13 protein-coding genes are annotated in these 12,078 nt (G+C 67.3%); 5 read left to right on the forward strand and 8 right to left on the reverse strand.

The genetic code is table 11. The features are described from left to right. The 4 genes from ACTS1X_RS02380 to ACTS1X_RS02395 form a co-directional block, all read right to left on the reverse strand. Positions 1–175: hypothetical protein (locus ACTS1X_RS02380; RefSeq protein ID WP_442612796.1), on the reverse strand; the 175-nt coding region annotated here is incomplete at its 3' end. After that, positions 172–1,041 carry a type II secretion system protein N gene (locus ACTS1X_RS02385; protein ID WP_442612785.1) on the reverse strand — a complete coding sequence of 290 codons (870 nt, stop codon included), beginning with the start codon at positions 1,039–1,041 and terminating at the stop codon, positions 172–174. The genes ACTS1X_RS02385 and ACTS1X_RS02380, both read right to left, overlap by 4 nt. A gap of 85 nt (positions 1,042–1,126) precedes the next feature. Then, positions 1,127–1,924, reverse strand: coding sequence for a prepilin peptidase (locus ACTS1X_RS02390; protein WP_442612786.1), 798 nt, complete (start codon positions 1,922–1,924; stop codon positions 1,127–1,129). A 42-nt stretch (positions 1,925–1,966) separates the two neighbouring features. Beyond that, on the reverse strand, positions 1,967–2,458 hold the full coding sequence (locus ACTS1X_RS02395; protein ID WP_442612797.1) for an SH3 domain-containing protein: 492 nt from the start codon (positions 2,456–2,458) through the stop codon (positions 1,967–1,969). Positions 2,459–2,587: 129 nt separating this feature from the next. Between ACTS1X_RS02395 and ACTS1X_RS02400 the strand changes: the two genes are divergently transcribed. Continuing rightward, on the forward strand, positions 2,588–3,577 hold the full coding sequence (locus ACTS1X_RS02400) for a 2-hydroxyacid dehydrogenase (RefSeq protein WP_442612787.1): 990 nt from the start codon (positions 2,588–2,590) through the stop codon (positions 3,575–3,577). A gap of 42 nt (positions 3,578–3,619) precedes the next feature. Next, positions 3,620–4,930: an ammonium transporter gene (locus ACTS1X_RS02405; RefSeq protein ID WP_442612788.1), complete on the forward strand. Its 1,311-nt coding sequence runs from the start codon at positions 3,620–3,622 to the stop codon at positions 4,928–4,930. Between the two features lie 3 nt (positions 4,931–4,933). Here ACTS1X_RS02405 and ACTS1X_RS02410 read toward each other — a convergent pair whose 3' ends face one another. The 4 genes from ACTS1X_RS02410 to ACTS1X_RS02425 all read right to left on the reverse strand — a co-directional run bounded on the left by ACTS1X_RS02410 (position 4,934) and on the right by ACTS1X_RS02425 (position 8,826). Further along, positions 4,934–5,293 carry a hypothetical protein gene (locus tag ACTS1X_RS02410; protein WP_442612789.1) on the reverse strand — a complete coding sequence of 120 codons (360 nt, stop codon included), beginning with the start codon at positions 5,291–5,293 and terminating at the stop codon, positions 4,934–4,936. Between the two features lie 76 nt (positions 5,294–5,369). Continuing rightward, on the reverse strand, positions 5,370–6,773 hold the full coding sequence (locus ACTS1X_RS02415; protein ID WP_442612790.1) for an NAD(P)H-dependent flavin oxidoreductase: 1,404 nt from the start codon (positions 6,771–6,773) through the stop codon (positions 5,370–5,372). A 59-nt stretch (positions 6,774–6,832) separates the two neighbouring features. Further along, positions 6,833–7,969 (reverse strand): glycosyltransferase family 4 protein, encoded by a 1,137-nt coding sequence (locus tag ACTS1X_RS02420; RefSeq protein WP_442612791.1) that lies wholly within the window; start codon positions 7,967–7,969, stop codon positions 6,833–6,835. Further along, positions 7,966–8,826 (reverse strand): alpha/beta fold hydrolase, encoded by an 861-nt coding sequence (locus ACTS1X_RS02425; protein WP_442612792.1) that lies wholly within the window; start codon positions 8,824–8,826, stop codon positions 7,966–7,968. Before ACTS1X_RS02425 ends, ACTS1X_RS02420 begins: the two co-directional genes overlap by 4 nt. A 37-nt stretch (positions 8,827–8,863) precedes the next feature. On the opposite strand from ACTS1X_RS02425, the gene ACTS1X_RS02430 reads away from it, so the two are divergent. The 3 genes from ACTS1X_RS02430 to ACTS1X_RS02440 all read left to right on the forward strand — a co-directional run. Then, the gene (locus ACTS1X_RS02430) at positions 8,864–10,261 is read left to right on the forward strand and encodes a protein adenylyltransferase SelO family protein (protein ID WP_442612793.1); all 1,398 of its coding nucleotides are present in this window, start codon (positions 8,864–8,866) and stop codon (positions 10,259–10,261) included. Positions 10,262–10,335: 74 nt separating this feature from the next. Further along, positions 10,336–11,760 carry a succinylglutamate-semialdehyde dehydrogenase gene (gene astD / locus ACTS1X_RS02435; RefSeq protein WP_442612794.1) on the forward strand — a complete coding sequence of 475 codons (1,425 nt, stop codon included), beginning with the start codon at positions 10,336–10,338 and terminating at the stop codon, positions 11,758–11,760. 85 nt (positions 11,761–11,845) lie between these two features. Next, positions 11,846–12,078 (forward strand): SAM-dependent methyltransferase (locus tag ACTS1X_RS02440; RefSeq protein WP_442612795.1); only part of this gene is annotated, 233 nt, incomplete at its 3' end.

Genomic DNA, 12,078 nt, shown 5'->3' on the forward strand with positions numbered 1-12,078 from the left:
CCGTGCCGCTGACCGACGGATCGATCACGAAGGTTCGGCCGGTGACGCGCGAGGCGTCCTGGATGAAGGCGCGGACATCGGCATTGCGCAGGTTGAGGACATGCTGGGCGTGGAGCGGCGCGATCGGCGTCGCCAGCATCGCCATCGCGGCAAGAACGGTTTTTATCTTTTTCATTCACTCACCCTTGCGCGAAACGATACGGTTTCGCCATTGCGCTCCACCTGGACGAAGCCGTCCCCGATGCCGAGATTGCGGGCGAAACCGACCGCCTGCCCCATATCCTGTATCCGCTCGCCGTTGATCGAGACGATGACGTCGCCCGGCTCGAAGCCCGCGGCATTCAGCGCCGCCGCACTGTCGCCGCTCGGCTGCAGCACGATGCCCGTGAGCCGGTTGCCCTCCCGGCGCGGTGAAATCTGCGTGCCCGCCGCCAGTGCGGCCGGCGTGATGGTTTCGGCCGCCGGGCGGCGGCTCTGCGCCGCGGGCGTGCCGCCCGAGCCGGTTTCCGATCTTGCCGGGTTGTTCGATGCGGAGCGGGTAGCGGACGCCGCCGCCGGCGGGGCGCCGCCCGATTGATCGAGGAAAATCTGTTCGCTCGCGCCGTTGCGCGAGATCGTAACAAAGTCGAAGCCGACCGATTCCAGCGTCACGCCCGGCATCAGTTCGTCGCCGACGAGAAAGCTGTCCTGCTCGCCGTCCGGCAATGCGATGATCGCCGAACCGCGGCCGCTCGCCTGGTCCTGCCGCACGCCGAACAGCCTCAGGTCGAGATCGGTGACGACGACCCGCGCATTGCCCTCCAGCCGGAAAAAGGGATCGAAGGTTTCGAACAGCGCCATATCGGGCGCGGCGAGGGTCGGGACGCCAGCGTCGCTGCGCCAGTCGCCGACCGGCCCGACCGGCGTCGCAACCGCCCAGACGAGCCGCGCGCATTGCACGGCCAGCACCGAGAGCAGAACGATCTCCAGCACGGTAAACCAGGTTGTTCGCGGCAGCCGTCTCAGCAGGCGCTGGGCACGGGCATCGAGCGATAGGCGCATGAATACATCCCCGAAACACGCCCGCTAGGCGTTGAGTGTTACACCGCGATGACGGCTTTTATGGCAATTCAGTGACATGCGCGAATCACAAAAGCTGCAAAAATGTCGCAAGCGCGTCCCGCGCCAGCCAGAGCGGCCAGGCGGCAACCGCCAGAAATGCGCCGAAAGGCAGGCGGTCGGTCGCGCGCACCGATACGCCGCGCAGTCGCGCTGCGACGGCCGCGGCCAGTCCGGTGGCGCTGGCCAGCAAAAGGACGAACGGCAGCATCGGCCAGCCGAGCCAGGCGCCGATCGCGGCCAGCAGTTTCGAGTCGCCGCCGCCCAGCCCGTCCCGGCCGCGCAGCGCGCGATAGGCGATGGCGATCCCGGCGAGCAGCAGGAAACCGGTCGCCGCGCCGATCGCGGCGTCGATCGGGTCGGGCGATCCGGTCAGCCAGGCCGCTCCCAGACCGAGGCCGACCAGCGGCAGCGTCACCCGGTCGGGCAGCCAGAAATGCCGGATATCGAGTGTCGCGAGCAACAACAGCGCCCAGCCGAAAATCGCGCCCGCCAAACCGTCGACCCCCGGATGGAGCGCGAGGGACAGGCCGCCGATCAGCGCCGCCGCCAATTCGGTCAGCGGATGCACGGGATCGATTCGCGTGCCGCACGTCCGGCACCGGCCGCGCCGCAGCGCGTAACTTGCCAGGGGTATGAGGTCGGGCCAGGCCAGCGCCCGGCCGCATCCGTCGCAGTGCGAGCGCCCGCGCGATGCCGGCTCGCCCCGGGGCCAGCGCAAGGCGAGCGTCGCGAGATAGCTGCCGACGATCGCGCCGAGCAGTGCGCCGGCACCCAGCCGCCATGCCAGCGGCAGGCCGGCCAGCCCGTCCAGATAATCGGTCACATCGACGACGGGCGTGCCGCGGGCACAGGGCGCCGGACTGCCCTAATCGTCGACACGCTCGTCATCCTCGATCCCGTAGAGATGGCCGGTTTCGACGAAGCCGCTGCGGCCGCGAACGTCGAACTCGCACCAGCCGCGGCGGCAGTTGCGGATGCGCCCGACGACGCCGGGTTCGGCCCGGTAGCGGATCCGCGCGCCTTCCTGCGGCGCCTCGCGCATCGGCCGGATATCGCCGACGATCATCGCGGTCCGGTCGGCGCTCAGCAGGTTGACGAGCATCCAGCCCTGGGTGCCGTCGGGATCCTCGATCTTGCGCCAATTCTCGTAGACCTCGACGACGCGGACCGGCAGGCCCGCGCGCTGGTAGAGCCAGCTGATCGGGAAATTGCGCCCCGGCCCGGTCCGCATCCGGGCCTGGCCGGCCGAGATCGAGGCCCAATAGGGCGTCTCGCGCGCCTGCGCCCATGCGCCATCGGGCAGGACCAGCAGAGCCAGCCCGATCATCGCCGCCATCAATCGCACGCCATAGCGCATAGTCCGCACCGCCCCTCTGTCGACGGCCCCACTCGAAAGGCCGGTTCCCGTCTCTAAGCAAAGCCCCGCCAAGGCTTCAACCCGCGATCCGCTTGACGCATCGCGGCGCAGGCTGCAATTCACGTCGCGATGCCGCAGATCGAACGTCCCCGGACCATCGTCACCCGCAAGCTTCCCGACCAGGTCGAAGCCCGCATGGCCGAGCTGTTCGACGCCGAATTCAATTCCGACGATACGCCGATGACGGCCGATCAGCTGAAGGACGCCGTCGCGCGCGCCCAGGTCTTCGTGCCGACCGTCACCGACGATATCACGGCGGACATACTCGCGAGCGCCGGGCCCCAGCTCAAGCTGATCGCCAATTTCGGGGTGGGCGTCGATCATATCGACCTCGCCGCCGCGCGGGCCGCCGATATCATGGTGACCAATACGCCCGGCGTACTGACCGAGGACACCGCCGACATGGTGATGGCGCTGATCATCTCGGTGCCGCGCCGGCTCGCCGAGGGCGAGAAATTCGTCCGCGCCGGCGGCTGGAAAGGCTGGGCGCCGACCGGGATGCTCGGCCACCGCGTCAACGGCAAGCGGCTCGGCATCGTGGGGATGGGCCGGATCGGCCAGGCGGTCGCGCGGCGGGCGCGCGGCTTCGGCATCCAGGTCGATTATCACAACCGCCACCGCCTCCCCGAGGCGGTCGAGCAGACGCTCGAGGCGACCTGGCGCGACGATCTCGACGACATGCTCGCCGATATCGACATCCTGTCGATCAACTGCCCTTACACGGCGGAAACCCATCACCTGCTCGACGAGCGACGGCTCGGCCTGCTCGGCAAGGACGTCTACGTCATCAACGCGGCGCGCGGCGAGATCATCGACGAGGACGCGCTGACCGACGCGCTCGAAAAGGGCGCTCTCGCGGGCGCAGGCCTCGATGTCTACGAGAATGAACCGCATATCGGCGAGCGGCTGCGCGCGCTCGACAATGTGGTGCTGCTGCCGCACCTCGGCTCGGCCACTTTCGAGGGGCGCGAGGCGATGGGCGACAAGGTGATCGCGAATATCCGGATCTGGGCGGACGGCCACCGGCCGCCGGACCAGGTATTGGAAGGCTGGGCCTGATCGACCGGGGCCAATCCGGCGTATGATAAACGGGGAGCGACAATGCAGAGAATTCGAAACGGGATCGCGGCCGCCATCGTCGCCGCCACCGCCGCCGCACCGGCTGCGGCCCAACCCGGCTTTCCGCCCGCCCCCGTCGTCGTCAATTCGGGCGACACGGCCTGGATCCTGACGGCGAGCGCGCTCGTGCTGCTGATGACCCTGCCCGGCCTCGCGCTCTTCTATGGTGGGCTCGTCCGCACCAAGAATTTCCTGTCCGTCGTCATGCAGTGTTTCGGCATCTGCTGCCTGGTCTCGATCCTCTGGGTCGCGATCGGCTACAGCCTCGTATTCAGCGAGGGTGGCGCCTTTATCGGCGGCACCGGTCTCGCCATGCTGTCCGGTCTCGGCGAGGTGTTTCCCGGCACGACCATTCCGGAATCAAGCTTCGTCCTGTTCCAGATGACCTTCGCGATCATCACGCCCGCGCTGATGGTCGGCGCCTGGGTGGAGCGCGCGCGGTTCGGCTGGGTGATGGTGTTCACGGCGCTCTGGCTGCTGGTCGTCTACGTCCCGGTCGCGCACTGGATCTGGGGCGGCGGCTGGCTGGCGGCGCTCGGCGCGCTCGATTTCGCCGGCGGCATCGTCGTCCACACCACGGCCGGTGTTTCGGCGCTGGTCATCGCGCTGCTGCTCGGCCGGCGCGACGGTTTCCCCAAAAAGCTGATCCCGCCGCACGGCGCCGCACTGACGATGACGGGCGCCGCGCTGCTGTGGGTCGGCTGGTTCGGTTTCAACGGCGGATCGGGCCTGGTCGCCGATTTCGGCGCCGGCGCGGCGATCCTGAACACCCATGTCGCGGCCAGCACGGCGGCGCTGACTTGGGCGGCGATCGAGAAGATGCGGTTCGGCAAATCGACGGGCATCGGCGTCGCGACCGGCGTCATCGCCGGCCTCGCCACGATCACGCCGGCGGCCAATGTCGTCGGACCGGGCGGCGCGATGCTGCTCGGCCTGCTCGCCGGCATCATCTGCTTCGCCGCGGTCGGCCTGATCAAGCGCCGCTTCGCGATCGACGATTCGCTGGACGTCTTCGCGGTCCATGGCATCGGCGGGATGTTCGGCGCCGCGATGCTGGCGATCCTGATGGCCGAAGGGCTTGGCGGCACCGGCTATGCGGCCGGCGTCACCATGGCGAGCCAGCTCGTCAGCCAGTTGACCGCGATCGGCGCCGTCGCGCTCTGGTCGCTGTTCGCCACCGCCGGGCTCGCCTGGATCACCGGGATCGTCTTCCCGATGCGGGCGACGCCCGAGCAGGAACAGGAAGGCCTCGATCTCTCCCAGCACGGCGAAAAGGCTTGGGACTGGGAATAGGCGTCAGCCGCTGAAAAAGGCGCGCCAGGCGACGAAGAACAGGAACGGCAAACCCAAAAGGTCGACCAGCGCAATCGTCCGCAGCGCGACCGGCTGGCCAGCCGACCAGTAGATTGCCAGGAATCCGAGCATCGAAACGGCTGTCGCAACGGCCGCCAATTGCCGAACGCCCGGGTCGATCGCCGCCCAGACGCAGATGATCAGGACGACCGCGAACAAGGCGGCGCGATGGTGGAGCAGCGGAAAGACCGGGGAATCCGTTTGGACGCCGTACAGCCGCGCAATCATCGACGGCGCGACAAAGGCGATGCCCGGCATCAGGTGCACGAGCGCCAGTACGGCCCAGGCGATACGGTCGATCATCAGCCCTCCCAACCCTTTCGGGAAGGCTGGTGCATTTCGGTGCGCGCGGCAATGACCTTGCAGGTAAGCGCTTCGATCAGTCCCCGGTCTGGATACGTTCGACGAGCTGCTTCACCGTCGGCACGAACCCGTTCGAATAGAAGGGGTCGGTTTTGAAGTTGAACGCGTTATGGCCGGCGAACATCAGATTGTGCTCCATCGGCCCGCCATGGACGATGTCCTGCAGCGTCTTCTGGATGCAGAATGATCGCGGATCGGCGAGCCGGCCGGTCGTGTGATTGTCCTTGTCCTTCCAGGACGAGAATTGGCACTGGCTGAGGCAGCCCATGCAATCGGCCTGGTCCTTGCGGATCAGCGCGGCCTCCTCGGCCGTCACGAACACCAGCGTGTTGTCCGGCGTTTTCAGCGCCATGGCGAAGCCCAGCGCGTCCCATTCGCGCGCGCGCAGCAGATCGCCGCGGGTCACCCAGAAATTCTTGCCCTTCACGCCGACGTCGAGCTGATATTGATGATCGCCCGCCGCTTCGAGCGAGAAGGCGATCTGCCGTTCAGACCGGGCCTCAAGATTGCGGAGGAACTCGTTGCGAACGGCGGAAGAATAGAAACCGGTCGGCGAGAATTTGTGGAGCAGGATATCGCCTTCCTCGAGCGTCGTCAGCGTGTCTTTCCATGCCTGCGGGATCGGGCTTTCCTGCGTCAGCAGCGGACGCGTCCCGTACTGGAAGGCGATCTGGCCGAGTTCGGGATTGTCGATCCAGTGGTCCCAGTCCCGCAGATACCAGACGCCGCCGGCCATCACGATCGGCAGGTCGTCGGATATGCCCTCGGCGCGCATCGTATCGCGCAGCGCCTTGACCCTCGGATAGGGATCTTCGGGCTTCAGCGGATCTTCGGCATTGGACAGGCCGTTATGCCCGCCGGCCTTCCACGGATCCTCATAGACCACCGCGCCCAGCCATTCGGCGGCTTTCGAGTAGGCGCGCTTCCACAACGCCCGGAAGGCGCGGGCCGAGCTGATGATCGGCAGATAATGCACCTGGTAGGACGCCGCGATCTCGGACAGCTTGTACGGCATGCCGGCGCCGCAAGTGACGCCCGCCACCAGGCCTTTGGTCTTTTCGAGGACGCCATGCAGCACTTCCTGCGCGCCGCCCATTTCCCAGAGTACGTTGATATTGATCGCGCCCTTGCCGCTCGCGATGTCGAACGCGCGGCGCACCTGCTCGACCGCACCGTCGATCGCATATTGGATCAGTTCCTCGTGCCGGTCGACACGGCGCTTGCCATGGTAGATTTGCGGTATCACCCGCCCCTCGGCGTCGTAATTGTCGGCATTGACGGCGGAAACCGTCCCGATACCGCCTGCCGCGGCCCACGCACCCGAACTCATGTGATTGGTAGCGGCGACGCCTTTGCCGCCCTCGATCAGCGGCAGTACTTCGCGACCGCCATAGCTGATGGCATTCAAACCCTTGAACATAGTAACTCCGACCCCGTTTTGGGGATATATAGGGGCTTTTCGGGCCCGATGCGAACTATTTACTTATCCGCCAGCCGCCCGGGATTTCCGAGCGCTTCGCCGTACAGCGCGGCATAGGCCGCGATCATGCGGCCTTCGTCATATCGGGCCCGCGCTTTCTCGCGGTTCGCCGCGCCGATCGATTCGCGCCTGGCCGCGTCCGTCGCCAACGTCTCGAGCGCGGCGCGCAGGCTGCCATGAGCGGACCCGATGAGCGGCGCGTTCGGCTCCGAGACCATCGTGGCGACGTCGCCGACCGCGGGCGATGCGACCGGCAGGCCCGCCGCCATCGCTTCGACGACCGAGATCGGAAACTGCTCGCTGCGCGAGGACAGCGCGAAAATGTCGAAATGGCCGACATAGCGCCAGGGCCGGTCGATAAACCCCGCCAGCAGGACCCGCCCGGCGATGCCGCAGCGCGCGGCCTCGGCCTCGATGGCGGCGCGCTCCGGCCCTTCGCCGACGATCACGAGCCGGACATGGCTCGGGAGCGCCGCCACCGCCCGCACGAGCCGCGGCAGATCCTTCACCGCGCGCAGGCCGGCGATCGTTCCGACGATGATCTCGTCGGGCCCGCGCGTGAAACCGGGAATCGCATCGGCCTCGCGCGCGGCCGCGTATCGCGCGAGCGGAATGCCGTTGGCGATCTGCCGCACGCGGCTCTCGGGCTGTTTCCATGCCGAACGGGCGATGGCGCGGAGCCGGTCGGACGGCACGACGAGCTTGTAGAGCGTGGGAAAGGCCAGCCGCCGGAAGACCGATCGTTTGGTTTTCAACCGATCCGCCTCGTCGGCATTGAACCCGTCTTCATGATGGATGATCGGCGGCAGTCCCGCCCCGAACAGTCGATGGGCCATCACCCCGTCCATCGCGCCCCAATTGTAGCTGAGCACGAGATCGAACCGGCGCATGTAGTCCGCGAGCGCCCGATACCGGCCCAGGCCGGGCTTGCCCGCGAGCGACGGGGCGTCGGCGGGAAACTCCGCGAAGACGGTGGAATCTATGGCGTCGCGCGCGCCCAGCTCTTCGGGCATCGCGCTCAGTATCGTATGCCGCGCGCGGCCTTCAAAGGCGTTCATCAGCCGGACGGCCCGGGCCTCCTTCCCGCCGAGCGAAAATGTCGAATGGAGATGGAGGATCCGCGCCGGTTCGCTCACGCCCGCACGCGCTCCAGCAGCGCATCGATCGCGGCTTCGGCTTCCGGCTCGTTCAGCACGGGCGCATGGCCGACATCGGGCACCGTCGCGATGGCGAGATCGGGCTTGCGCCGCTGCATCTCCCGGGCCGTCGCTTCCGACAGGATTTCCGAATGGCCGCCGCGCACCAGCGTGGTCGGCACGTCCTTCAGCCCGGCAAAGGCCGTCCACATGTCGAAACCGGCCTCGCCGCCCGGCACCCGGAACGGCTCGGCGATGCGCATGTCGTAATCATAGCCGATCCGGCCCGAGGGCTGGACCTTGCAGAGCCGCTTGGCCATCGCGAGCCAGTCGTCCAACTCCCATTTCGGATAGACATCGCCGAAGCCGGTCCGCAGCGCCCGCGCGGCGTGGAGCCAGGTCGGGTAGTTGCCGCCCTTGCCGACATAGCCGCGGATGCGCTCGACGCCGTCTTCCTCGATGACCGGGCCGATATCGTTGAGCAGCGTGCCCGCCAGCCGCTCGGGATTCGTCGCCGCCTGCAGCATCGTGACGATCCCGCCAAGCGAGGTGCCGAAAGCGACATAGCGGCTGATGTTCAGGCTGGCGAGAAACGCCTCGACATCCTGGACATAGGTGAGCGGCACATAGGTCATCGGATCGGTCGCATAGGCGCTCTCGCCGCGGCCGCGCATCTCGAGCACATAGAGCCGCCAGTCGCCGGCCAGCCGGTCGGCCACCGGCTCCCAGTCCCGCGCGTTGCGGGTCAGGCCGTGCAGGCAGAGGATCGGCGGCCGGTCGTCCGGGCCGTCATAGGCGCGGTAATGCAGCCGCAGCCCGTCATTCGACCACCAAAGCCCGTTTTCATAGTCCGCCACGCTTGCGTCCTCCCCTTCGAGCCCCCCATATCGGGCCATGTCGATTGTGCCGCAAGCTTCAACTTTCCGCCCCGAAACCGCGATCCATGAACTCGGCGCGGATTTCTACGATCCCGTCGAGGCCGCGCGGTTTCCGCAGCATATCCTGCGCTTCCGCAACGACCGCTGGGCCGAAACGGTCGGTCTGGCCGATCTGAGCGACGCGCAATGGATCGCCCATTTCGGCCGGTTCGAACCGCTCGACGGCTCGCTCCCGCAACCGCTGGCCCTGCGCTATCACGGCCACCAGTTCCGCAGCTACAATCCCGAGATCGGCGACGGGCGCGGCTTTCTCTTCGCGCAGATGCGCGACCACCGGGACCGGCTGATGGATCTCGGTACCAAGGGGTCGGGCCAGACGCCCTATAGCCGCTTCGGCGACGGGCGGCTGACGCTCAAGGGCGGGGTCCGCGAGATCCTCGCCACCGAAATGCTCGAGGCGCTCGGCGTCGAAACCTCGAAGACCTTCTCGCTGATCGAGACCGGCGAGGCGCTCGAGCGCAACGACGAGCCCTCCCCCACCCGCTCCTCGGTCATGGTCCGGCTCAGCCACGGCCATATCCGGATCGGCACCTTTCAGCGGCTCGCCACGCTGCGCGAGCCGGAGAACATGAAGAAGCTCATCGCCTATTGCCTGAAGCATTATTTCGGCCAGGAGGCCGGGGAGGACGGGCCCGAGACACTGCTTGCCCATGTCGTCGCCGGCGGCGCGAAGCTGGCGGCCTCCTATATGGCGGCGGGCTTCGTCCATGGCGTACTCAACAGCGACAATATCGCGATCACGACCGAGAGCTTCGACTACGGCCCCTGGCGCTTCACGCCGAACTGGGAGCCGGGCTTCACCGCCGCCTATTTCGACCAGACCGGCCTCTACGCCTTCGCCCGCCAGGCCGAAGCCATCCACTGGGACATCGCCCAGCTCGCCGTCTCCCTCCGCCTGATCGAGGAGGCCGAACCGCTGATCGCGCTGATCGAGGGCTTCGGGCCGCTCTACCAGGACGCCTATCGCGAGAGCATGCTGGGCCGGCTCGGCGTGGAATCCCGCGGGAAGGCGGACGATATCGCGCTGCTGACGGCCATCGAAAAGGCGCTGCGCGAAACCGACGTCACGATCGACCGCTTCTTCTTCGACTGGCGCGCGGGGCAACGGCGCGGCGCATCACCCGCCGATCCGGCCTATGACGGCGAAGCCTTCGACGCCGTGGCCGCGGCGATGCCGGCCTATCGCGCTGCCCCGCCCCGTCACGCCTATTGGTCCGACGCCGATCCCTGTTCGATGCACATCGAGGAAGTCGAGGCGATCTGGGCGCGGATCGACGCGGCCGACGACTGGGAACCGCTCGAAACCAAGGTCGCCGCGATCCGCCGAATGGGCGACGCTATGCAGGGCCGGTGAACCCGGCTATCTGGCTGGCTGGCGGCGTACCAGTTGGGGGGCATCGTCGTTTATCGTGAAGAGTTGAGACTGTCGTGACTGATTCGATCATTTCCACCAATCCGGCGACCGGCGAGACGATCTGGGAAGCGCCCGTCGGCGATGCCGATGCCGAGGTGACCGCGGCGCGCGGCGGCTGGGCCGGCTGGGCCTCGCAATCCAACAGCTACCGGATCGAAACGATGCGGCGCTTCGCGAACATCGTCCGCGGCAAGACCGACGAATTCGCCGCGCTCATTTCCCGCGAGACCGGCAAGCCGCTCTGGGAGGCGCGCACCGAGGTCGAGGCGGTGGTCAACAAGGTCGATATCTCGGCCGATGCCTATTTCGAGCGAACGCCCTCGCGCAAGAAGGAGGGCGCGCTCAGCGAACAGAATGCGCTGCGCCACAAGCCGCACGGCGTGCTGGCGGTGCTCGGCCCGTTCAATTTCCCGGCGCACCTGCCCAACGGCCACATCGTCCCGGCGCTGATCGCGGGAAACGCCATCGTCTTCAAGCCATCGGAGAAGACGCCGGCGGTCGGCGAGTTCCTGGTCGGCTGCTATCACGAGGCCGGGGTGCCGGAAAATGTCGTGCGCCTGCTCATCGGCGGCCCCGAACAGGGCAAGGAGCTCGCGGGGCACGAGGGGATCGACGGACTGCTGTTCACCGGTTCGGTGCGCGGCGGTCTCGCCCTGCACCAGCAGTTCGCCCCGCGGCCCGACAAGATCCTGGCGCTCGAACTGGGCGGCAACAACCCGCTCGTCGTCTGGGATTCGCCGGACATCGAGGCGAGCGCCGCGATCGTCGTCCAGTCCGCCTATATGACGGCGGGCCAGCGCTGCACGGCGGCGCGGCGGCTGATCGTCGAGGAAGGCAAGCACGAGCCGCTGATCGAAGCGGTCTGCAAGCTCATCGACCGGATCATCATCGGGCCGCCCGATGCCGACCCGGCCCCCTTCATGGGCTGCGTCATCGACAACAAATCGGCCGAAGCCGTGACCGACGGTTTCCTCGATCTGATGATGAAGGGCGGCAATCCGATCGCCCATCTGCGGCGTGTCGAGGATGACAAACCCTTTCTGACGCCCGGCCTGATCGACGTGACGAGCGTCGAGCAGCGCGCGGACGAGGAAATTTTCGGGCCGCTGCTGCAAGTCATCCGCGTACCCGATTTCGGACGCGCGCTCGCCGAAGCGAACAATACGCGGTTCGGCCTATCCGCCTCGCTGCTCAGCGGCTCGCCGGATCTCTACAACCGGTTCTGGGCCAATATCCGCGCGGGCATCGTCAACTGGAACAAGCCCACGAACGGGGCCTCTTCGGCATCCCCCTTCGGCGGCATCGGCTTTTCCGGCAACCACCGGCCGAGCGCCTATTACGCCGCCGACTATTGCGCCTATCCCGTGGCCTCGGCCGAAGCGCCGGCGGTTCGCGCGTCGATCACGGTCGGCCTCAAGGATCCGGCAGCCGAAGTCTGACGCCGCGGAGCCCGCAAAGCTCAGCTAAACTCCGGACAAGCAACCATGCTTTGTTTGCGGCGGCCGGTTTGGCCATGTTGCATGCATGGACAGTTCGACCGACAATTCAGCCGCGAACGGCGCGGGCAAGGTGTTGCTCGTCGGCGCGGGCCCCGGGGACCCGGACCTGCTCACGCTGCGCGCGGCCAAGGCGATCGCGACGGCCGATATCGTCGTGCATGACGGCCTCGTCGACCGGCGGATACTCGATCTCATTCCGGCCGATACGCCACGCATTTCGGTCGCCAAGAAGCGCAGCCGCCACACCGTGCCGCAGCC

Origin of the sequence: Parasphingopyxis sp. (assembly GCF_052168275.1) — a bacterium.
Classification (GTDB): Bacteria; Pseudomonadota; Alphaproteobacteria; order Sphingomonadales; family Sphingomonadaceae; genus Parasphingopyxis.

Coding starts and splice junctions, on each gene's coding strand:
- ACTS1X_RS02385 (WP_442612785.1), bottom strand. CDS start 1,041: ATGCGCCTATCGCTCGATGCCCGTGCCCAGCGCCTGCTGAGACGGCTG.
- ACTS1X_RS02395 (WP_442612797.1), bottom strand. CDS start 2,458: ATGCGCTATGGCGTGCGATTGATGGCGGCGATGATCGGGCTGGCTCTG.
- ACTS1X_RS02400 (WP_442612787.1), top strand. CDS start 2,588: ATGCCGCAGATCGAACGTCCCCGGACCATCGTCACCCGCAAGCTTCCC.
- ACTS1X_RS02405 (WP_442612788.1), top strand. CDS start 3,620: ATGCAGAGAATTCGAAACGGGATCGCGGCCGCCATCGTCGCCGCCACC.
- ACTS1X_RS02410 (WP_442612789.1), bottom strand. CDS start 5,293: ATGATCGACCGTATCGCCTGGGCCGTACTGGCGCTCGTGCACCTGATG.
- ACTS1X_RS02415 (WP_442612790.1), bottom strand. CDS start 6,773: ATGTTCAAGGGTTTGAATGCCATCAGCTATGGCGGTCGCGAAGTACTG.
- ACTS1X_RS02430 (WP_442612793.1), top strand. CDS start 8,864: ATGTCGATTGTGCCGCAAGCTTCAACTTTCCGCCCCGAAACCGCGATC.